This window comes from Butyrivibrio sp. LC3010 (assembly GCF_000424385.1).
Lineage (GTDB): Bacteria > Bacillota > Clostridia > Lachnospirales > Lachnospiraceae > Butyrivibrio.
Map to the genome: position 1 here is coordinate 181143 of NZ_AUJU01000004.1, position 21182 is coordinate 202324.

The window sequence follows — 21182 nt, forward strand, 5'->3', positions numbered from 1 at the left end:
GAGAAGTAATGACAAGTATATTGATACTAAAAAATAGTGCATGGCAGTAAATAATTGAAGTGAAGAAAGAAGAGTTCAATTAATAACTAATGGATAATTTAATATCAGTAATTCTCACTGTTTATAATCGAGAAAACTATATACATAGATGTATTGACAGTATATTGGCTCAAAAAAATGTTAATATCGAGATCATAATAATTGATGATGGCAGCAAAGATTCGTCATCAATTATTTGTGACGAATATGCTAATGCTAATGAAAATATTAAGATCATTCATCAAGAAAATGTCGGTATAAGTGTAGCGAGAAATGTGGGACTAGATAATGTTACCGGAGATTATATTTTCTTTATGGACGATGATGATTTTCTTCCTGATGATGCGCTAGAAACACTTTTACAATTGGCGATTGACCATGAGGCAGATCTTGTTATTGGGAATTATGCATATTTTAGAGACGATGGTAGTTATTACAAGACGGTTGAAATTCCAGAGAAATATTGCAATAAGCTTATTAATAACCGAGAGGCATGTGAGTTATTATTATATACAGAACAAACACAGTTAATTATCGTAAATTGGGGGAAATTATATAGAAAACATGTGTGGGACGACATTAGGTTTCCAGTTGAAATTAATAAAAGTGAAGATCAGTTTGTCTTTTCGGACTTGATGGAGTCTTGCAAAAAAATATATCTAACTGATCAAGTGGTATATAATCAGGTTATTTCTAAATTGAGCATTTCAAGAAGCAAATATGGAAGATGGAATCTATTTCATGCAGCAGGAGTTTCAGAAATAATCGTTTATCTCATTTCAAAGGGATATATTGATATTGCTGAATTTAAATTCGGAATGGGGACCAGATCAATTATAGATCTTAGTGGCGTTTTAAAGGATGAAATATGTAAAAAGGAAATAAAGAGACTATATGGAGTCTATCGTAATCTTGCAAAAGAATTATCGCCACATGTCAATTTCAAAACCAAAATGAGATTATTACTTTTCAGGTTCTCTTTAAAAGGATATACTTATTTTCAGAAAAAACATGCCAAAAGAGTTGCAACCAGAAATTGAGTTCACAAAACAGATGTGACATTTATTTAGTATTAATCTTGTTGGAAAAGTGGAATGATATTTTGTATTGACAGTATATATAAAACATGAATAATGATTTGAACCAAGTATTTAGGAGTGAAAAGAAATTTTATATCGGCATTACGGAATATTATTACATTAAACAGCTTATACAAGCTTTGATGAAACCAGATCCTCATATGGAAGATAAAGGACAGTACTATGTAAGAAGCTTGTATTTTGATTCTGTTGATAACATAGATTATTACTCAAAAATTTCCGGAATTGAAGAAAGAAAAAAGCTAAGGCTTCGTATTTATGATATTGCTGATACAGCTGTAAAGCTTGAAATAAAGAACCGTTATGGTGATTATATTGAAAAGGAATCATTAACAATTACTAAAGAAGCTGCGCTGTCAGTAATAAATGGAAATTATTCGTATCTTGAAACATATACTGATAGTGTTGCTGTAAAAGCACTTAACATTATGACAGGAAAGTTGTATAAGCCAAAAGTAATTGTTGATTATGATAGAGAGGCCTATGTTTACCCTGAGCATAATGTCAGAGTGACCTTTGATAAGTATATCAGAGGCGCTTTTTCTGATCGGTTGTTTGATGAGAATATTGGCATGGTTCCGGTTTTCAGAGAGTCTGTAATGGTAATGGAAGTAAAATATGATAGGGTGTTTCCTGAATTTATTAAACAAGCCATGAGTTCAGCAGCTATTCAGTATTCTTCTATAAGTAAATATTGCATGGTTAGAGAGGCATTAGCTTAGCCAAAGATTTTTCAATTTTAAAAGGATTTTAATTTTAGAATGAGTAAACGAGAGTTACTATATTATTTGCTTGAAAACAACACAAATATCTCAATTGAAGAGATTGCGATTGGGTTAATAATGTCAGTACTTCTGGCATTTTTTATTTGCTTTGTATATAAGAAAACCTATACCGGAGTAATGTATTCTAAAAATTTCAACGTTACATTATTGTTGGTAACAATTATTACTACGATGGTAATGATGATAATAGGAAGTAACCTGGCGCTTTCTCTTGGTATGGTAGGTGCACTTTCCATAATCAGATTCAGAACAGCCGTTAAGGATACGAAGGATAGTGCTTTTATATTTTGGACGATAGCGGTTGGCATAGCCTGCGGATCCGGAATTTACATAATTGCAATTTTGGGAAGTGTTATTATTGCAGCCATTCTTTTCTTTATAAGTAAAGGAGTCTTTGATGATACAACATACCTGATCATAGTTCATACAAGAGAGAATGCTGATGTAGATAAAGTAACTGATATTATTGAAAAGCATTGCACAAAGACCAATCTGAAAATGAAAAATGTTAATTCTCAGGGGACAGATATAACTTATGAGGTGTCCTTTAGCAAAGGAAAAGATTCCAAAATAACAAAAGCAATTAAAGAAGTTGATGGGATTAAAGCAATTAACATAGTTACTTATAACGGAGAAATCGCGGGGTAATATTTTGAGGAACCGTTATTTTTACAGATTAACCGGCAGCATACTTTTGATGCTTCTGGTTTTTCTTTTAATATACTGTATCAAATCTGAATATAGAGATATTAATGCTTATCCTGAAAATGTAACAGGAATTACTCTCTGCATTAATGAAGTTATGTATGAAAATCTAGGTCAGCAGTTAGATTCAGATGGAGATAACAGTGACTGGATTGAAATTTATAATTATGGAACAGAAGCGGTTGATCTTTATGGTATTTCAATTGCCGATCATGTTGTTGATGATAAGAGATGGCATTTTCCTGTTTATGAACTTGGGGCAGGAAATTATCTTATTGTATGGGCTTCAGGGAAAGATAAAGTCACAGATGATGGGGAGATGCATACTGATTTTTTGATAAATCCATCTGACAGACTGATCTTATATGATGAGAATAATAATATTATTGATGAAATGGAAATTAAATCTGCTGTTCAACCTGGGATATCGGTCGGAAGACCTGTAAAAGAACCACAAGTCCTTGCAATTCTTTCAAATAATTCACCCGGATTTCCCAATAATGCTAAGCCTGTTTCCTATGTACCAAGAGTGGATACCAAGCTGGAAGCACCTTCTTTTTCTGTACCATCAGGAATATATGAAGAATTTGCGCTTGAACTATCTACAAATGATAAAGAAAGTGTGATTGTTTATACGTTGGATGGTTCAGAACCTGATGAAAATTCGCATGTTTATACAGGACCTTTGACAATCAGAGACAGAAGTGACGAGGAAAATATATTTGGAAATACAAAGACTACACTCGATTATCTGTTTAAGAAAAAGTGGGAAAACTCATATAATTACAAAGGCGCGGTGGTGAGAGCCAGAGCTTTAAAAGATGGAGTATTGTCCAAAGATATTTCAACAGAGTCTTTTTTTATAGCGCCTAAAACATCCATGAATATTGTTTCATTGACAGTAAATCCGGAGGAGATGTTTGATGAATGGGATGGTCTGTATGTTCCTGGCAAAACATACTACTTATGGAAAAAATATAATAAAAGCATAGAGAATTCTTTTTCTACACCTGCAAATTATTATTCGGATAAAAAGGTAAATGCGCATGTTCAAATTTTTAATAAAGACGGAGCACTTAAAGCTGATAATGATGTAAAACTGAAGGTGGCTGGTTCAGCATCAAAATCCAATGCAGCAAAGGGACTAAGATTGATAGTTAATGATGAAACTGCTGGTTTTGATGTAGGGATATTTGAACTACTTCCGGCAGATAATTTTGAGGATGAGATTAGTGGGGACGTTAATGCGATTACACTAAGACCCAGCGGATCAGATTTTAACAAGACTATGTTTTGTGACGTGTTATGTCAAGCTCTTATAGCCGGAAACCTCGATGTTCCATATCTTGCTGCAGAACCTGCAGTGCTTTTTATCAATGGAGAATACTGGGGAATTCATAATATCAGAGAAGTGTGCAATGAAGAATATTTTTACAGACACTATGGGATTGATAGTGAAAATCTAAATTTAATCAATCTTAATATTGGTACGGCTCCGTATGTAACGGAAATAATTGCCGGTACAGATGATGATCTTGAGGAATACTATGATCTTATTGAGTATGTTAAAACTCATGATATGAATGAGCAGGCTAATTATGCATATTTTTGTGATAGCGTGGATGTAGATAATCTTATAGATTACTTAGTGGCAGAAGTTTATTTTGCTAATTATGATTGGCCGGGGAATAATTATCGTATTTGGAGAGCAGACCAGCCTGATTCAGCTTACGGCGATAATAAATGGAGATTCTTCCTATATGACCTTGATAAAGCCTTAACGTTTTCGGATTTCAATTCGTTGGAATTTCTTTTTGAAGAAAATTATGATAAATCAATTTTGGAAGGAATGAGCCACTATCATGATGAGAACAGGGAGCTCTTCTATAGTCTTATAAAAAATAAGGCTTTTTCTGATAAGTATTATAATAGGCTGAAAGAATGTCTGGATACTTGTTTTTCTGAGGCGACAGTAATTGACAAAATTGATACTATCTATGAGATTTACGCTCCAGAGATAGAATCTCAGTTTTTACGCTGGCATACTACCGATGGATGGCTGAAAAAGATTAAAAACATGATAAAGCCAGGCTATTCAGAAGATGACATTTATACAGTTGAGAATTGGGAAAATAATGTAGAAGCTATGAAGAAATTTGCAGAAAGCAGACCTGGTGTTTTACGAGAATACATAAAAAACATAAAGTGCGGTAATAGCAATTAAAACAACCTGAATTAATTCATACAAAATTGCAATGAATGTTGATTTAATTGTATACATTTGGTGATCTTTTTCATTTAATTGTTGTTCGCGTTTTTATAAACAGGAAGGCATTTTATGTAACTTTATGCGTTCTGGAAATAGATATGCGCAAAAAGCAGCTGAAAGGATGGAACAGGCGAGTATAATAATTTCGCCTGACGGATCTGAGATATCTTATTCCATATCTTGATTATAGGGTTATAGATTATGCTGTTTCAATTCCAAGGCATCTATACATGAAGCATGGCGTAAAACGCTATATTTTCAGGCAGGCTTTTAAGGATATAATGCCCAGATCACTTTATAGTGTGAGGATAAAAGAAGATACAAGCGTTACTAACATCAAACCTGACGAGAACTGGTATGAGGAATATTCAAGGCGAAAGCAGGAGATTATAGGCGCTCTGGACAGGCATTTTTAGATAATTATTTTTCCGCAGGAAAATATTAACCGATGATAATTTGATGGATTGTATATGGGACGAAAAAAGAAACCGACAATTGAATTCCGCTTTTATGAGATTCCGCAGGGCCAGAGCTGTCTGGCTCTTCTTGGTGAGAAATGGATCAGGGTGTACGGAGAAACGATAAATACTTTGCATTTTCACAATCTGTTTGAAGTGGGTTATTGCAGATATGGGAATGGTATCGTTGTCCTTGATGAGAGAGTATGCCAGTATGAGACTGATATGTTTACAGTCATTCCTCCTAATTATCCGCACACGACAACAAGTGAGACAGAGAACTTCTGGGAGTATTTTTATTTTGATGTGGATCTTGTGGCACAGCAGATTTATCCGGGGAATGTGCCAAAACAGAGAGAGGCGGTTGCTATTCTGAATAAAAGGGCTGATCTTACCCATGGTTATGAAAAGCCGGAAATCGCCGGAATCATAAAAAGTATCATGGAGGAGATGCGCGATAAGAAGCCTTATTACAAGGAGACTACAAAGAACCTTATCAAGACTCTGTTCTTCATGATAATGAGAATGCACAAATCAATGGAGGCTGAATCACCGACGCTTGTTGAGCGGGAGACCGGTGATGATATGATGAGTATAAAGCCTGCGATTGAGTATATAGAAGAGCACTATGCAGATGAGATAAGGGCGCTTGATCTGGCCAATTCATGCAACATGAGTGAGACTCATTTCAGAAGGACATTTGATGGCATTATAAATATGGCACCCATGGACTATTTAAATCTTGTCAGGGTTCAGAAAGCCTGTGACACGATGAAGAAAACTGATTACTCCATGGAGATTGTTGCCGTCGAATGTGGCTTTGGCAATGTATCGACTTTTAATAGGAATTTTAAAAAGTTCTTGGGCACATCGCCATACCAATGGAAGAAAAATAAGGATAATTATGTGGGAAAACTCTTAGATTACAATATTCATGCCCTAAAAGGCTGGTAATAGTGAGGGATACTCTATTTAAACAATTAGTTTAGTTCAAACTTTATTCAAAATTTGTTCATATTTGGTCGATAATGCACGTTTTAGTTACTAAAATGTGCATTATTTTTATGTACGATTGGTATAATATACATATATTTGATTCAGAAAGAGATTATTTCAGTCGAAATGACCAAAAAGTACAATTTGATGGTTTTGATAAAAATAATCTGAGATTAGATAATTTCACTAATAAGAATCAAGTAAGATACTATATTTTATTTTCATTAGGGGAGGACACAATAATGAAAAGAAAAGCATTATCAATGGTACTCGCATCTGCAATGACACTTTCAATGATAGCAGGATGCGGTGGAAGCGGAAGCGCAGACACAGCTACAACATCAAATGAGACTACAGAAGCTACTGAGTCTACAGACAGCACAGAAGCTACTGATAGCGCTACAGAGACAGCTGATGCAACTGCAGAAGAAGAGGCTGCACCTACAGCTGATGTTTCATCAGAAGGTGAGCACGAGCTTTCAGTTTACGCTTGGGATAAGAACTTCAACATCCCTGCTCTTGAAGCAGCTGAGAAGGCTTATCAGACAGTTGATCCTGAATTCAAGCTTAATATCATTGAGCAGTCAGCTTCTTCAGACGTTGAGAACGCTGTAACACTTGCAGCTAACTCAGGTGATTATTCACAGCTTCCTGACATCGTTCTTTTCCAGGATCACTACATCCAGAGCTATGTAACAAACTATCCGGATGCCTGGATCGATCTTGAGGATGCAGGTATTGACTGGAGTAACCTTGGTGCTGAGAAGATTTCATATTCAACTATCGACGGCAAGCACTATGGTGCACCTGTAGACAACGGAACATCAATTTTTGCATATCGTACAGACATCCTTGAAGAATGTGGATACACAATCGATGATGTAACTGGCATTACATGGGACAGATGGCTTGAGATTGGCCGTGATGTTAAGGAAAAGACAGGTAAGTACCTTCTTTCCATGGACCACAACGGAGATGATCTTCCTTACATGATGATGCAGGCAGAAGGTCTTTCACAGTGGAAGGATGGACAGCCTTTCTTCGTAGGTAATGAAGAACTTAAGCAGATCCTTCAGGTTATTATCACAGGCGCACAGGACGGCGTTATCTATCTTTGCAACGACTGGTCTGAGTACACAGACACTTCAATCATCGGTGATCAGGTAGCAGGCGTATTCAATGGTAACTGGATCATTCCTACAATGGAGCAGGTTGCTGAGAACAGTGGTAAGTGGCAGATCACAACAATTCCTACACTTTCAGGTAAAGAAGGCTATGCTGCAAACGGTGGTTCATCACTTTATGTAACAGCTAACTGCACAAAGCCTGATCTTGCAAAGAGCTTCCTTGCTTATACATTCGGTGGCGGAGACGGTGCTATGGATACATATGACAATGCTCTTCGTGACGGTGGTGTTATCGGAACATGCATCTCTGCTTCAAAGTCAGATGTATATCAGGAAGGCGTAGACTTCTTCAATGGTCAGTCAATCTATGCTGATATCGTTAGCATGGGTGCTAACGTTCCTGTAGTAGAGCAGAGTGATTATCACTACAATGCACGTACATACATCCAGGCAGCTATCACAAACGTAATCAATGGTAGCGACCTCGATACAGAACTTCAGAACGCTGAAGATCAGGTTAAGTTCGAGATGGGACAATGATAACTTGGCGAGGTATTTTCGAGCCTAGTTAGAATTGTTGTTCTGGCGAGCGCAGCGAGAGCAGAACTTCCCGCTTTGAATGATAGACTATCACAGTTGGTTAAGACTGTTGTTCTGTCGAGCGAAGCGAGAGCAGAACTTCCTTGTGAAAAACCAGGTGATAGCAGAACTTCCTGAGCAAAAATATTAGAGAAGGTTAAATTTATATGGGGAACCGTCTTTCGGTTCCCCATATCTATAAAAAGATTTGGGATATTTTTCAATATAGGTATTTGTGATTTTAAGGAGAACAAAAATGGAAAAGAAAAAGAAGATGAGCCTTTTAGCTAAACAAAGAGCAGCAGGCTGGCTATTCCTTGTTCTTGCATCCGCGATGATTATAATAATGAGCTTTTATCCGATGGTACAGGCACTTATTACTTCTTTCAAGACAGGAACGGGTAAAAATTTCAGATGGGCTGAGCCATGGAACTACAATTACATAAGAATGTTCCAGGATAAGATGTTTATGAAATCAGTAGGAAACACCTTCCTTTATCTCATTATTCAGGTGCCAATCATGCTGATTCTTGCAATTTTACTGGCACAGCTCTTAAACAACAAGGATCTTAAATTCCGCGGTCTTTTCCGTACTTGTGTATTCCTTCCTTGTGCAGTATCGCTGGTATCATATGCACTTATTTTCAGATCAATATTTGCAACCCAGGGTCTTGTGAATATTATTCTTACAAACCTTGGAATCATTCATGAAAACATTAACTGGCTTGGCCAGACCAACACGGCGAGATTTGTAATTATCATAGCGCTGATATGGCGCTGGACAGGATACAACATGGTATTTTATCTTGCCGGACTTCAGAACATTGAATATTCAGTGTATGAGGCAGCCAAGATTGACGGAGCAAATGCATGGAAGACATTCTGGTACATGACAGTTCCGCTTCTTAAGCCCGTAATAATAATGACATTTATTATGTCAATAAATGGTACTTTGCAGCTCTTTGATGAGTCAGTAAACCTCACAAACGGCGGACCTGCAAACACCACGATTACAATGTCTCATTACATTTACAATAACTCATTTGGACAGGGTGTAGCTAACTTTGGTTACGCATCGGCAATGTCATTCTTCGTACTTATTCTTGTTGCTATACTTGCAGCAATCAATTTGAAAGTAGGTGATACACGTGACTGATAAAAAGAATAAAAGCGCCATTCAGAGAAGGCTAATTCCTACATACATATTTTTGATCATAGTTTCTGTTTTTTCCGTGTTTCCTCTTTTCTGGATGTTCACGGCAGCAACCAACCAGACTGTTGATGTATCAAGAGGTAAGATATGGTTTGGTAATTACATGGTACAGAACTTCAACAACCTTGTGAATAGTTCCAATCTCTGGAAGTCATTTGGTAACTCGCTTTTGTACTCAACAGTACAGACATTACTTTGTATTTTCATATGCTCACTTGCAGGATATGGTTTCGAGCTTTATCACGACAAGGCTAAGGATATCCTCTTTGCTATACTTCTTATGGCAATGATGATTCCCGGTGTTGCTACAATGATTCCTCTGTTTACCATGATGAGCAGCTTCAAGCTTCTTAACACAGTATGGGGCTTTGCGCTTCCTGCCATATCGACGCCGTTTATGATCATGATGTTCAGGCAGAATTCCAGAAACTTCCCTGTGGATATTATGGAAGCTGCAAGAATTGACGGACTCTCAGAGTTTGCGATTTTCTTCCGTATGTATATGCCTGTAATGAAGTCAACCTATGCAGCAGCTGCTGTTATCACCTTCATGAACTCATGGAACGCTTATCTGTGGCCCAGAGTCGTAATGACAGACAACAGAGCACAGACAATGCCTATGCTTATTGCCAATCTGGCAGGCGGTTACACAATTGATTACGGTATGCTGATGATGGGCGTTTTATTCTGCTCATTACCTACAATGATTGTATTCTTCGTACTGCAGAAGCAGTTTACGGAAGGTATCACAGGTTCTGTGAAATAAACTTTATTGGCAGCGTACTTGGAGAGGAAATTATGAGCGAGTTTAATTATGAAATAGTTAAGAACCCTGAGATTTTTCAGGAAAACAGGCTACCTGCCCATTCTGATCATGTGGCATATAAATCAATGGCAGAGCTTTTGCTAGGTAAAACAAGTTACAGGCTTTGCCTGGACGGGGTATGGCACTTTCATTATTCAAAAAATGTAAAGGATGCACCCGTAGAGTTCTGGAAAAATGAATATGACACATCTGGATGGGACAGGATAAATGTTCCTGCACATATTCAGATGGAGGGCTATGATAAGCCTCAATATGTAAATGTGCAGTATCCCTGGGATGGTTCAGAAGATATACGACCAGGCGAAATTCCAGAAAAATTCAACCCGGTGGCTGACTATGTAAAACTGTTTACACTCCCAAAAGATTTTAAGGGAGAGAAAGTCTGCATTTCTTTCCAGGGTGTTGAGAGCGGCTTTGCTCTTTGGCTCAATGGAAAATACATAGGTTATAGTGAGGATTCATTTGACCCTTCCGAATTTGATCTTACTGATGCACTTGTTAAGGGTGAGAATAAGCTTGCTGTGAGAGTGTTTAAATGGACCTCAAGCAGCTGGTGTGAGGACCAGGATTTCTTTAGATTTTCAGGAGTTTTCCGAAGTGTCTACTTATATGCTGTGCCAAAGGTTCATGTCACCGACCTTAAAATAGAAACAGGGCTTTCAGATGATTTCAAGGATGCCACACTCCTCATTAGCGCTGCTACATCCGGTGCCGGAATGATGGAGCTGAAGCTCCTGTACAAGGGTGAAAAGGTTCTTGAAGGTAAAATACCGCTTTCATCAAATGGTCTGACCACCGGAAAGTGCGACTTTGAAAAAATACATTTATGGAGTGCGGAAGAACCAAATCTTTACGAGCTGTATCTTACTATCACAGACTCCATGGGAGTCGTACACGAGGTTATACGTCAACATGTTGGACTTCGCAAGTTTGAGATGAAGGATGGCCTGATGCTTCTTAATGGAAAGCGCATCGTGTTTAAGGGCGTAAACCGCCATGAATTCAGCCATGTTAATGGCCGCGTTCCCAGCAGAGAAGAATTAGTTCAGGATATTGTCACCATGAAGAGGAACAATATCAACGCCATCAGAACAAGTCACTATCCTGATGATTCTGCGATCTATGAACTCTGCGACATTTATGGTATTTACATGATTGCTGAAAATAATCTGGAAACCCACGGTACTTGGGAGGCTTTTGAAAGAGGCATTGAGACTGAGGATTATGTTGTTCCCAAGGATAAGGAAGAGTGGAAGGCAATGATGCTGGACAGAGTGGATTCCTGTTATCACAGAAACAAGAATCATCCATCAATCCTTATCTGGTCTATAGGAAATGAAGCCTTTGGCGGCACGGTTCCATATGCCATGAGCAAACGTTTCAAGGAACATGACAAGACACGACTTGTTCATTATGAAGGAATATGTCACGACAGAAGATACAATGACACTTCTGATATGGAGAGCCAGATGTATCCTCCGGTTGCAGCTATCAAAGAATTTTTGAAGAAGGAAAAGGATAAACCTTTTATTTGTTGCGAGTACACCCATGCCATGGGTAATTCCTGTGGAGGCATGCATCTTTACACAGATCTTACCGACACAGAGCCCAGATATCAGGGCGGATTTATCTGGGATTACATTGATCAGAGTATTTTGAAAAAAGACCGATATGGCAAGTACTTTGAGGCATATGGCGGAGATTTTGGCGACAGACCAACAGATTACAATTTCAGCGGAAATGGTATTGCATACGGTGACAGAACTGAATCACCCAAAATGCAGGAGGTTAAATTTAATTACCAGAACATCTCTGTGATTTTTGAAAAGAACAAGTTCAAAGTTGTAAACAAGAACCTTTTTGTAAATACAGACGAGTTTGATGCTACATTAACACTTTTGGCAAATGGCGTTAAAATCCATGAAATGAATTTTGAATGTGATGTAAAGCCTTTATCAAACAAAAACTTCAATATTCCAAATGAGATCACTGAAGTAATGATGGAATATGAATCCGGCTTTTCATTACAGTCAGGAAGCCTTGAGTTTGTGCTTATAGTATCGTTTGCACTAAAAGAAAATACTCTCTGGGCTAAGGCAGGACATGAGATAGCCTTCGGACAGACCATCCTTAAAAAGACCACGAAGCCTTTTAAATGCAGTGACAAACTTCGCATTGTTCGCGGTAAAAACAATATCGGAATATATGGTGATGAGTTTTCAGCCCTGTTTACATATGGATCTCCGGGACTTGCATCCTATGTTTATGCCGGAAGAGAGATGATAGAAAAGGCTCCTGCGCCTAACTTCTGGAGAGCGCCAAACGATAATGACTGCGGAAGCATGATGCAACAAAGATATGCTCAGTGGAAGATTGCAAGCTTATATGCATCAATGAGGGGAAAGCCTGATGAAATGATGAGATTTGCAAATATCACAGAGGGGAAGAACAGCATAACCATATCCTATAATTATTATCTTCCCACATCTCCTGAGTCAGATTGTGCCGTAAGCTATGAGGTATTTGGTGATGGCACTATAAAGACAGAGATGAGCTTTGATGCAGTAAAAGGGCTCCCTGATATGCCTGAATTCGGTATGCTTTTCAAGCTAAATGCTGACTATGACAACGTGACCTGGTATGGTCTTGGACCGCAGGAAACCTATGAAGACAGAAAATGTGGCGGAAAGATAGGAATTTACAAAAATAAGGTTTCAGATAATATGGCAAAATATCTGGTGCCTCAGGAATGCGGAAATAAATGTGATGTTCGCTGGGCAGAAGTTACTGACCTTAAGGGGCGTGGGATGAAGTTCTTTGGAGATAATATTTCCTTTAGCGCACTGCCTTATACTCCTCATGAGATGGAAAATGCCATGCATGACTTTGAACTTCCTCGTGTGCACTATACGGTTGTGAGAGCTGCACTTGGTCAGATGGGAATAGCCGGTGATGACAGCTGGGGAGCAAGACCTCATCCGCAGTACAGACTTCCTGCAGGAAAGAATATGAAATTTGTATTTTTATTTAAGGGAATTTAAATTTTTTTTGGCTGAAAAAATCGCATAAAAATCGAACAAATTGGAAACGCCTTGGTTTTCTAAGGATATTACGACGTACGTTTCGATTTTTATGGATGAAAATCTTTAATCTATAATATATAATTAGTATAGATGTGAATTTTAAAGGAATTCATAGGGCTATTAATACATAAACCCCTCAGTTTGAGCAGAGCACTTGGTGAGGCATTTTCGAACCCGGTGGAGCTTTCACAGAGAGGTTTATGCTTATTAATGGAAAAATAGTTAAAAAGTATGGAGATTTATTTATGGCAAAAAGTATGAAAGAATGGAAAATTGGGGATCCAATGATCAACGAGAATGATTATTGGCAGGATCCAAATTATGTGGCAGAGGATCCTGAGAAGGAAAAGCTTGTATTACAGCTTGCAACATTGATCACAGACCGTTATGTGAAAAAACTCACAGGAAAGATCAATAACAAAGATCCGGAGTATTGGATGCTGGATGCTGTTTTGAACAAAGAACAGGTAAAGTTTTTGATCAATTTCAAAAAGACACGAGTTCCTTACAGCATTGAAGAACTGGCAAGCATGAATAACATGAGCGTTGAAAATGCGCAGAAGATGGTAGATCGCCTTGTCTGGATAGGTATAGTCGAGATGAATCGCGCTAAAACTCCTGATAAGCACAAGCAGTATGAGCTTCCTATTTTCGTTCCTGGTTCTGCTGAGTTTATGATGATGCAGGAGAAACTCACAGATGAGTTCCCTCAGCTTGCAACATTCTTTAACCTGATGACTCAGCTTCCTCTGGCAGGTATTACTCAGATGGTGCCTCCGGGAGGCGCAGGTATCGGAATGCATGTTATTCCGGTTGAGAAGGCTATAAGTATTGAGAATAAGTCTGTTCCCGTTGAACATCTTTCACGCTGGATAGATATGTATGATAAGTTTGGTATTTCAGAATGCTCCTGCAGAAAGCAGCAGACCATGCGAGGCGAAGGTAGTGGTCAGATTCGCGGTGAATACTGCATCGGAATGGGTGATATGGCTGAATACATGGACAGCCGTGGAATAGGGCACTATGTCAGCAAGGAAGAAGTCTACGAAATCCTTGAGAGAGCTGAGCGTCATGGCTATGTTCACCAGATAACCAATATAGATGGTGAAGGAAAAATTGTTGCTATTTGTAACTGTGCACCCGGTGTCTGCAATGCACTAAGAACATCTCAGTTGTATAACACACCCAACATGTCAGCATCAGCATATCGTGCGCATGTAGAAAAGGATAAATGTGTTGCCTGCGGAAAATGTGTTGAGGTATGTCCTGTTGGAGCAGCAAAGCTTGGACAGAAGCTTTGCAAGAAGGACGGCTCAGAGGTTAAATATCCCAAGACAGAGCTTCCAGATGGTAAGAAATGGGGACCTGAAAAGTGGAATTACAATTTCAGAGATGATGCCAAGATTAACTGCTACGATTCAGGAACAGCACCTTGTAAGACAGCCTGCCCTGTTCATCTTTCTGTTCAGGGTTATATCAAGATGGCAGCTGAGGGCAGATACGAAGATGCATTAAAGCTTATAAAGCAGGATAATCCGCTTCCTATGATCTGCGGTGCAGTCTGCAACAGAAGATGTGAGGACGCCTGCACAAGAGGTACCATCGACCAGCCCCTTGCTATTGATGAGATCAAGAAATTTATAGCTTCACTTGATCTTAAGAAGGAGAACAGATATGTTCCTCTTTGTGAAAAGCATGATGGCGGAATGTGGTCAGATGACTATAAGATGGCAATAATCGGTGGCGGTCCTGCAGGCCTGTCAGCAGCATATTTCCTCAGAATAGATGGATATCCCGTAACTGTTTTTGAAAAGGAAAGCCGTCCGGGTGGTATGCTTATGAACGGAATTCCCGGCTACAGGCTTGAGAAAGATGTCATTGAAGCTGAGATAGATGTAATGAAGCAGATGGGCATTGAGTTCAAGTGTGGCGTAGAAGTCGGAAAAGATGTGACCATCGAGGAACTCAGAAAGCAGGGCTACAAAGCATTTTTCATAGCAATCGGATGCCAGGGCGGACGACTTGCAGGAGTTCCGGGTGAGGATGCAAAAGGCGTTCAGACCGGTATTGATTTCCTTAGAAAAGTTAACCTTGATCACAGTGTGAAGTTGAATGGAGAAACAGTCGTTGTGGGCGGCGGTAATGTTGCAATAGATGTAGCCCGCACTGCTGTAAGAGCCGGAGCTTCAAAGGTAACAATGCTTTGTCTTGAGAGTGCAGAAGAAATGCCTGCTGCAAAGGATGAAGTAGAAGAAGCAAAAGAAGAAGGAATTGAAGTAAAGAACGGCTGGGGACCTAAAGAGATACTTACTGAAAACGGCAAGGTTACCGGTATAGTATTTAAAAAGTGCACCTCTGTTAAGGATAAGGATGGAAGATTCAATCCCAAGTATGATGAAAATGAAACTATTACAATAAGTTGTGAGAATGTTTTACTTTCAATCGGACAGTCAATTATATGGGGAGATCTTCTTAAAGGAACTCAGGTTAAGTTAAGACCTAATGGTGGTATTATTGCTGATTCTCTTACTCTTCAGACTGCAGAACCTGATATCTTTGCAGGTGGAGATGTATTTACAGGTCCCAGATTTGCCATCGATGCTATAGCAGGCGGACGTGAGGCATGCGTTTCCATGAACAGATTTGTACATCCCGGAAATCGTCTTGATCTTGCAAGAGACAGAAGAGAGTTCATTGAACTTGATAAGGATGACATCAGAATTGAGAGCTTCGACAATGCACCTCGTCAGATACCCGGTAAGAAAGCAGGTATAGCTAAGGAAACCTATGATGATCTTAGACTTACTCTTACAGAAGAACAGGTGAAGATCGAGGCAAACAGATGCCTTGGATGCGGAGCAACTACCGTTGATGAAAACAGATGTATCGGTTGCGGACTCTGCACTACAAAGTGTGAGTTTGACGCTATCCATCTTAGCCGTGATATACCTGAAGCAAGTACCATGGTAAGATCAGAGGACAAACTTAAGAAAGTTGGTCCATATGCGGCTAAACGTGCAGGCAAAATACTTATTAACCGTGTGACCGGTAAGAAATAAATTTCAGAAAGTAATAATTATTACAATTACTTTAGAAATAAGGGCTGTGCCAGGATGTGAAATTTTCCAGTGCACAAGCCCTGTTTCATTGCATGGCTATTATTGTCAAAAGCCACATTTTGTGGTATATTTTTAAATTGGCAAAGGTTCATTTTGAACGATATTATGAAGAACAATTTGCCAAAATAAAATTATTAATTCGGAGGCATCCTTGCTTAAGACATTTTCAATAACTGACATAGGTCAGAAACGAAAACTGAATCAGGATTACGTTTTTTCCTCCGAGAGACGGATCGGTAATCTGTCAAATGTATTTATTGTAGCTGATGGAATGGGCGGTCATAATGCCGGAGACTATGCATCAAAGTTTACTGTTAATACAATGGTCGAGGAGATTGAGAGATCCTTTGAACAGAATCCGGTGCGTATTCTCGAAAATGCAATCAAGATCGCTAATCAGAAGCTAAGAGCGAAAGCTGCTGAGGATGAGCATCTATATGGCATGGGAACAACAGTTGTTGCAGCAACCGTTATGGGGCGTTATTTACAGGTTGCTAATGTGGGGGACAGCAGACTGTATGTCATAGGAGATGATATTCGTCAGATAACCCGTGATCATTCACTGGTGCAGGAGATGGTGCGCGCAGGCGGACTTGATCCTGAAGAGGCACGCACTCATAAAGAGAAAAATATCATTACACGTGCTATAGGCGCTGATGATACAGTTGATGTGGATTTCTTCAATGTTGAGCTCGAAAAGGGGGATATCGTGCTCATGTGTTCCGACGGGCTTACCAATATGCTCGAGGATCAGGAGATTCGCATGATCGTCAGTGGTCAACGGGATATTATAGAGAAGGCACAGAAGTTAGTGGATATGGCAAACCAGCATGGCGGTAAGGACAATATCGCTGTTATCCTGATTGAGCCTTTTGCTGACGGAGGAGCTGAATGATTAAGATTGGAATGATGATCGGTGACCGATACGAGATTCTTGAGAAGATCGGAACCGGTGGTATGTCTGATGTTTATAGGGCAAAAGATCATAAACTGAATCGTCCTGTTGCGGTCAAGGTACTAAAACAGGAATTTTCAGAGAATGATAATTTTGTATCCAAATTCCGTGTTGAAGCCCAGGCGGCTGCCGGTCTTATGCACCCCAACATCGTGAATGTGTATGATGTAGGTGATGAGAATGGTATCCATTATATTGTAATGGAACTCGTAGATGGTATTACTCTAAAGAGATATATAGAGAAAAAATCGAGACTTTCCGTTAAGGAAGCAGTAAGTATTGCTATTCAGGTTGCTATGGGCCTTGAGGCTGCCCATAATAACCATATTATCCATCGTGATATCAAGCCTCAGAACATTATTATTTCTAAAGAAGGAAAAGTTAAGGTTACTGATTTCGGAATAGCGAAGGCAGCAACCAGTAATACTATTACTTCTAATGTCATGGGGTCCGTACATTATACTTCACCTGAACAGGCCAGAGGCGGATACTCAGATGCCAAGAGTGATGTCTATTCACTTGGTATCACACTATTCGAGATGCTTACAGGACGTCTTCCTTTCAATGGAGATACGACTGTTGCCATTGCTATAAAGCATATTCAGGAGGAGCTTCCTTCACCGGCGGAGTTTAGTGATGAGATTCCGATAAGTGTTGAGAAGATTGTAATGAAGTGCTGCCAGAAGAGTCCTGACAGAAGATATCAGAGCGCTGCAGAGCTTATTACTGATCTGAAGAGATCACTTATAACGCCTGATGAAGACTTCGTTAATCTGGTAGATCCGGATGAAGAGAGTGCTACAAGAGTTGCGACAGATGCAGAGGCTAAAAGCATCAGTAATATGACTGATACTGAGCAGATGAGACTGAATGCCGATGTTATACGAGAGTATGAGAATCATAAGAGACACGATCAGGATTACGGCAGACATCGTGATGAATATGATGATGACGAGGATGATTATGATGGACGAGGTTTTGGGGACAGTGCCAGAATTGAGAGACTGACCATTGCACTTGCCATAATAGGAGCAGTTCTTGTCGGTGTCATAGTGATCATACTTGTGGGAAGGAGCCTTGGAATCTTAGGTGAACCCACTGAGGCTGAGATACAGACAGAGAGTATTACAGGTGAGACATTTCTTTCAGATGGAATTCAGGTGCCTGATGTCACCGGACTTTCATATGTAGAGGCTGTCACAACACTTAAAGATAAAAACTTTAAATTTGAAAAAGTTGAGGACGACGAGAGTTCACTTGCTAAGAACACAGTCGTTTCACAGGAACCTGATGCCGGACAGTATGCAGAAAGCGGTTCAACAGTTAAGATAACCGTCAGCACAGGAAAGGGATCTGAGCAAAGTACAGAGCCTTCCGCTGAAGCTTCCAGTGCAGATTCATCCAGCGTAGCCTCAACACAGGAAGAGCCTAAGGACTCTAAGGTTGCTGTTCCTAATCTGGTGGGACTTACAATTGACGAAGCTGTGGCAACTCTTTCAGAGGTCGGACTTGTTCAGGGCAGAGTAGTTGATGTTAATAATGACAGCTACGGGGTTGATGTTGTTACTGCACAGAGCCAGCCTGTAGGAACAAAGGTTGAGCCGGGAACATCCATTGATATGGAAAAATCGATTGGACCGACCAGTGTATCTTATAGTTTTTCAGGAGATATCACAGCTCCCACTGAAGGACAGAATTACACTGATGGACTTTCTGTTCACGTATCTTTTGTAACAGCTGATGGTACTTCACTTCTTGATACAACAACGGCTTCATTTCCTATCACAGGGGTTATCCGTACAGGACTTACATCTGCAACAGGTGTGATAACATTCACCTACACAGCAACAAGTCCCGCTACAACTGATGAGTACGGTAACGTGATTGAAGGTCGTACTGAGGAATATACAGTGACCAGAGCAGTTACTTTTACACAGAGCAACTGATTTAAGTAGGAGTACTATGAAGGGAAGGATTGTTAAGGGAATTGCCGGTTTTTACTATGTAAACACAGGAAGCATACGTGTTTATGAATGTAAAGCAAAGGGCATTTTTAGAAAAGACAATATAAAACCACTCGTTGGTGATTATGTAGATATTGAGATCATTGATGAGGAAGCCGGAACAGGTAATATTACTAAGATATTACCCCGGCGAAATGAGCTTATGAGACCGCCGGTCGCGAATGTCGATCAGGCGGTTGTTCTGTTTGCTATAGTAAAGCCGGATCCGAATTACAATGTGCTTGATAAGTTCCTGATTCAGATGAGAAGGAATGGCCTGCCTGTAATCATCTGCTTTAACAAGCAGGACATAGCTTCAAAAGAAGAGCAGCAGGAGCTGATGGATGCTTATGAAAAATGCGGTTATGAAGTCATTTTCATAAGTGTTCATGAGGGTGCAGGGATAGACAGACTATGTGAAAAGCTCAAGGGGAAGACGTCAGTAGTTGCAGGCCCCAGTGGAGTTGGAAAATCATCGCTTCTAAACAGGCTTCATCCTGAGGCAGCCATGGAGACCGGAGAGCTTAGTAAAAAAATCTCCCGTGGACGCAATACAACAAGGCACTCTGAGATGTTTTTTATACCTGCTTTGTCAGATGAGGAGAGTTCAACCTACATCTTTGATACTCCGGGATTTACCTCACTTTCACTAAAGGATATAACTGCGGAGGAATTACCACTGTATTATCCTGAGTTTGAGCCCTACGAGCCTTTTTGCAGATTTGGCGGATGCAGCCACATTGCAGAACCTGATTGCGGAGTGAAAAAGGCTTTGGAGGACGGAGAGATTTCAAAGGTAAGATACGATAATTACAAGATTATCTATGAAGAACTGAAAAATATGAAGCCGTTTTATCGGTGATTAGGCAGATTGTTTGATATTAGCTTAGCCTGATGTGAACAGAGAGGCTAATGAAGTGGAACCTATTGTTTCTGATATTGTGCATGTTCCATAGCTTAATGTGACATATTTGATTTAGAAATAGAATGGTTGGAGGAAGTTTGAATGAGAATTAAATTGGATAATGGTGTCATAAGTGCAGAAATAGATACTCATGGTGCTGAACTTAAAAGTGCAAAAATAGCCGAGAGAGAGTTTATGTGGTGCGGCGATGCCAGATTTTGGGGACGTACATCACCGGTTCTTTTCCCGTTTGTCGGCGCTGTTGCTGATGGTAAATATCGCCATGCCGGGAAGACATATGATATGGGACAGCATGGCTTTGCAAGAGATATGGAGTTTACCTGTATAGAGAGTACTCCGGACAAGGCAGTTTTTGAACTGAAATCAGATGACGTTACGGTTACAAAATACCCTTTTGATTTCGAACTTCAGATTTCATACGTTTTGAATGCGAACACAATAAAAGTCGGCTGGCTTGTAAAGAATACAGGTAATGAGACTATGCCGTTTGCAATAGGTGCGCATCCTGCATTTAACTGTGAACTAAACGAAGATGGAACACTTAAAGGAAATTACATTGTTCTCGGAGATTGTGAGCAAAAATCTGCCTCCAATGATATAAGCTATTCTGGAAAGGCTCTGAAAGTAAGAAAATTCCACGATCCTCTGGCAGCTAATGAATTTTATGAGCTTACTCCTGACAACGGCAGGATAGCAGTTGATGAGCATACATTTGACGGTGGTGCAATTATACTTGAGGACAACCAGGTATCAAGTGTTGGAATAGCTGATTCAGAAGGAAAGTGCTTTGTTAAGCTTGATTTTGAAGCACCGGTTCTTGGCATATGGTCACCTGTAGGAAAAAATGCTCCTTTTATCTGCCTTGAACCATGGTATGGAAGAGCAGATGCAGAAGGCTTTAACGGAGAACTGGCAGAAAGAGAGTATGAGCAGAAGCTTTCTGAAGGTCAGAGTTTTGAAGCCGGATATCTTATTACATTGAATAAATAATAAGATAATG

15 protein-coding genes are annotated in these 21182 nt (G+C 39.6%); all 15 read left to right on the top strand.

What is annotated here, in order from left to right:
* The first annotated feature begins 89 nt into the window (after positions 1-89).
* The 15 genes from G622_RS0104735 (at position 90) to G622_RS0104805 (ending at position 21172) form a co-directional block, all read left to right on the top strand.
* Positions 90-1079, top strand: a complete 990-nt coding sequence (locus G622_RS0104735; RefSeq protein WP_026509736.1) for a glycosyltransferase family 2 protein — start codon at positions 90-92, stop codon at positions 1077-1079.
* A gap of 86 nt (positions 1080-1165) precedes the next feature.
* Positions 1166-1861, top strand: coding sequence for a polyphosphate polymerase domain-containing protein (locus tag G622_RS0104740; RefSeq protein ID WP_026509737.1), 696 nt, complete (start codon positions 1166-1168; stop codon positions 1859-1861).
* 39 nt (positions 1862-1900) lie between these two features.
* A complete protein-coding gene (locus tag G622_RS0104745) occupies positions 1901-2572 on the top strand; it encodes a DUF4956 domain-containing protein (RefSeq protein WP_026509738.1) in 672 nt (223 codons plus the stop codon).
* Between the two features lie 4 nt (positions 2573-2576).
* Positions 2577-4853 carry a CotH kinase family protein gene (locus tag G622_RS0104750; protein WP_026509739.1) on the top strand — a complete coding sequence of 759 codons (2277 nt, stop codon included), beginning with the start codon at positions 2577-2579 and terminating at the stop codon, positions 4851-4853.
* Positions 4854-5068: 215 nt separating this feature from the next.
* Positions 5069-5314 (top strand): asparagine synthase-related protein, encoded by a 246-nt coding sequence (locus G622_RS0104755; RefSeq protein WP_256374503.1) that lies wholly within the window; start codon positions 5069-5071, stop codon positions 5312-5314.
* A 54-nt stretch (positions 5315-5368) separates the two neighbouring features.
* Complete coding sequence (locus G622_RS0104760; protein ID WP_026509741.1) at positions 5369-6310, top strand: AraC family transcriptional regulator; 942 nt, start codon at positions 5369-5371, stop codon at positions 6308-6310.
* A gap of 284 nt (positions 6311-6594) precedes the next feature.
* A complete protein-coding gene (locus G622_RS0104765) occupies positions 6595-8019 on the top strand; it encodes an ABC transporter substrate-binding protein (protein ID WP_026509742.1) in 1425 nt (474 codons plus the stop codon).
* Between the two features lie 295 nt (positions 8020-8314).
* A complete protein-coding gene (locus G622_RS0104770; protein WP_026509743.1) occupies positions 8315-9214 on the top strand; it encodes a carbohydrate ABC transporter permease in 900 nt (299 codons plus the stop codon).
* Positions 9207-10037 carry a carbohydrate ABC transporter permease gene (locus tag G622_RS0104775; RefSeq protein ID WP_026509744.1) on the top strand — a complete coding sequence of 277 codons (831 nt, stop codon included), beginning with the start codon at positions 9207-9209 and terminating at the stop codon, positions 10035-10037. Before G622_RS0104770 ends, G622_RS0104775 begins: the two co-directional genes overlap by 8 nt.
* A 32-nt stretch (positions 10038-10069) precedes the next feature.
* Complete coding sequence (locus tag G622_RS0104780; protein WP_026509745.1) at positions 10070-13138, top strand: glycoside hydrolase family 2 TIM barrel-domain containing protein; 3069 nt, start codon at positions 10070-10072, stop codon at positions 13136-13138.
* Positions 13139-13464: 326 nt separating this feature from the next.
* The gene (locus G622_RS0104785) at positions 13465-16239 is read left to right on the top strand and encodes an FAD-dependent oxidoreductase (RefSeq protein WP_044957163.1); all 2775 of its coding nucleotides are present in this window, start codon (positions 13465-13467) and stop codon (positions 16237-16239) included.
* Between the two features lie 211 nt (positions 16240-16450).
* On the top strand, positions 16451-17194 hold the full coding sequence (locus tag G622_RS0104790; protein WP_026509747.1) for a Stp1/IreP family PP2C-type Ser/Thr phosphatase: 744 nt from the start codon (positions 16451-16453) through the stop codon (positions 17192-17194).
* Complete coding sequence (gene pknB / locus G622_RS0104795; RefSeq protein WP_026509748.1) at positions 17191-19200, top strand: Stk1 family PASTA domain-containing Ser/Thr kinase; 2010 nt, start codon at positions 17191-17193, stop codon at positions 19198-19200. The genes G622_RS0104790 and pknB overlap by 4 nt, the downstream gene beginning before the upstream one ends.
* A gap of 16 nt (positions 19201-19216) precedes the next feature.
* Positions 19217-20119 carry a ribosome small subunit-dependent GTPase A gene (gene rsgA, locus G622_RS0104800; protein WP_026509749.1) on the top strand — a complete coding sequence of 301 codons (903 nt, stop codon included), beginning with the start codon at positions 19217-19219 and terminating at the stop codon, positions 20117-20119.
* 144 nt (positions 20120-20263) lie between these two features.
* A complete protein-coding gene (locus G622_RS0104805) occupies positions 20264-21172 on the top strand; it encodes an aldose 1-epimerase family protein (protein ID WP_026509750.1) in 909 nt (302 codons plus the stop codon).
* Positions 21173-21182: the final 10 nt, after the last annotated feature.

Bases quoted from the DNA above. Each gene is read 5' to 3' on its own strand.
- G622_RS0104735 (WP_026509736.1), top strand. From the start codon at position 90: ATGGATAATTTAATATCAGTAATTCTCACTGTTTATAATCGAGAAAAC.
- G622_RS0104740 (WP_026509737.1), top strand. From the start codon at position 1,166: ATGAATAATGATTTGAACCAAGTATTTAGGAGTGAAAAGAAATTTTAT.
- G622_RS0104745 (WP_026509738.1), top strand. From the start codon at position 1,901: ATGAGTAAACGAGAGTTACTATATTATTTGCTTGAAAACAACACAAAT.
- G622_RS0104760 (WP_026509741.1), top strand. From the start codon at position 5,369: ATGGGACGAAAAAAGAAACCGACAATTGAATTCCGCTTTTATGAGATT.
- G622_RS0104765 (WP_026509742.1), top strand. From the start codon at position 6,595: ATGAAAAGAAAAGCATTATCAATGGTACTCGCATCTGCAATGACACTT.
- G622_RS0104770 (WP_026509743.1), top strand. From the start codon at position 8,315: ATGGAAAAGAAAAAGAAGATGAGCCTTTTAGCTAAACAAAGAGCAGCA.
- G622_RS0104780 (WP_026509745.1), top strand. From the start codon at position 10,070: ATGAGCGAGTTTAATTATGAAATAGTTAAGAACCCTGAGATTTTTCAG.
- G622_RS0104785 (WP_044957163.1), top strand. From the start codon at position 13,465: ATGATCAACGAGAATGATTATTGGCAGGATCCAAATTATGTGGCAGAG.
- pknB (WP_026509748.1), top strand. From the start codon at position 17,191: ATGATTAAGATTGGAATGATGATCGGTGACCGATACGAGATTCTTGAG.
- rsgA (WP_026509749.1), top strand. From the start codon at position 19,217: ATGAAGGGAAGGATTGTTAAGGGAATTGCCGGTTTTTACTATGTAAAC.
- G622_RS0104805 (WP_026509750.1), top strand. From the start codon at position 20,264: ATGAGAATTAAATTGGATAATGGTGTCATAAGTGCAGAAATAGATACT.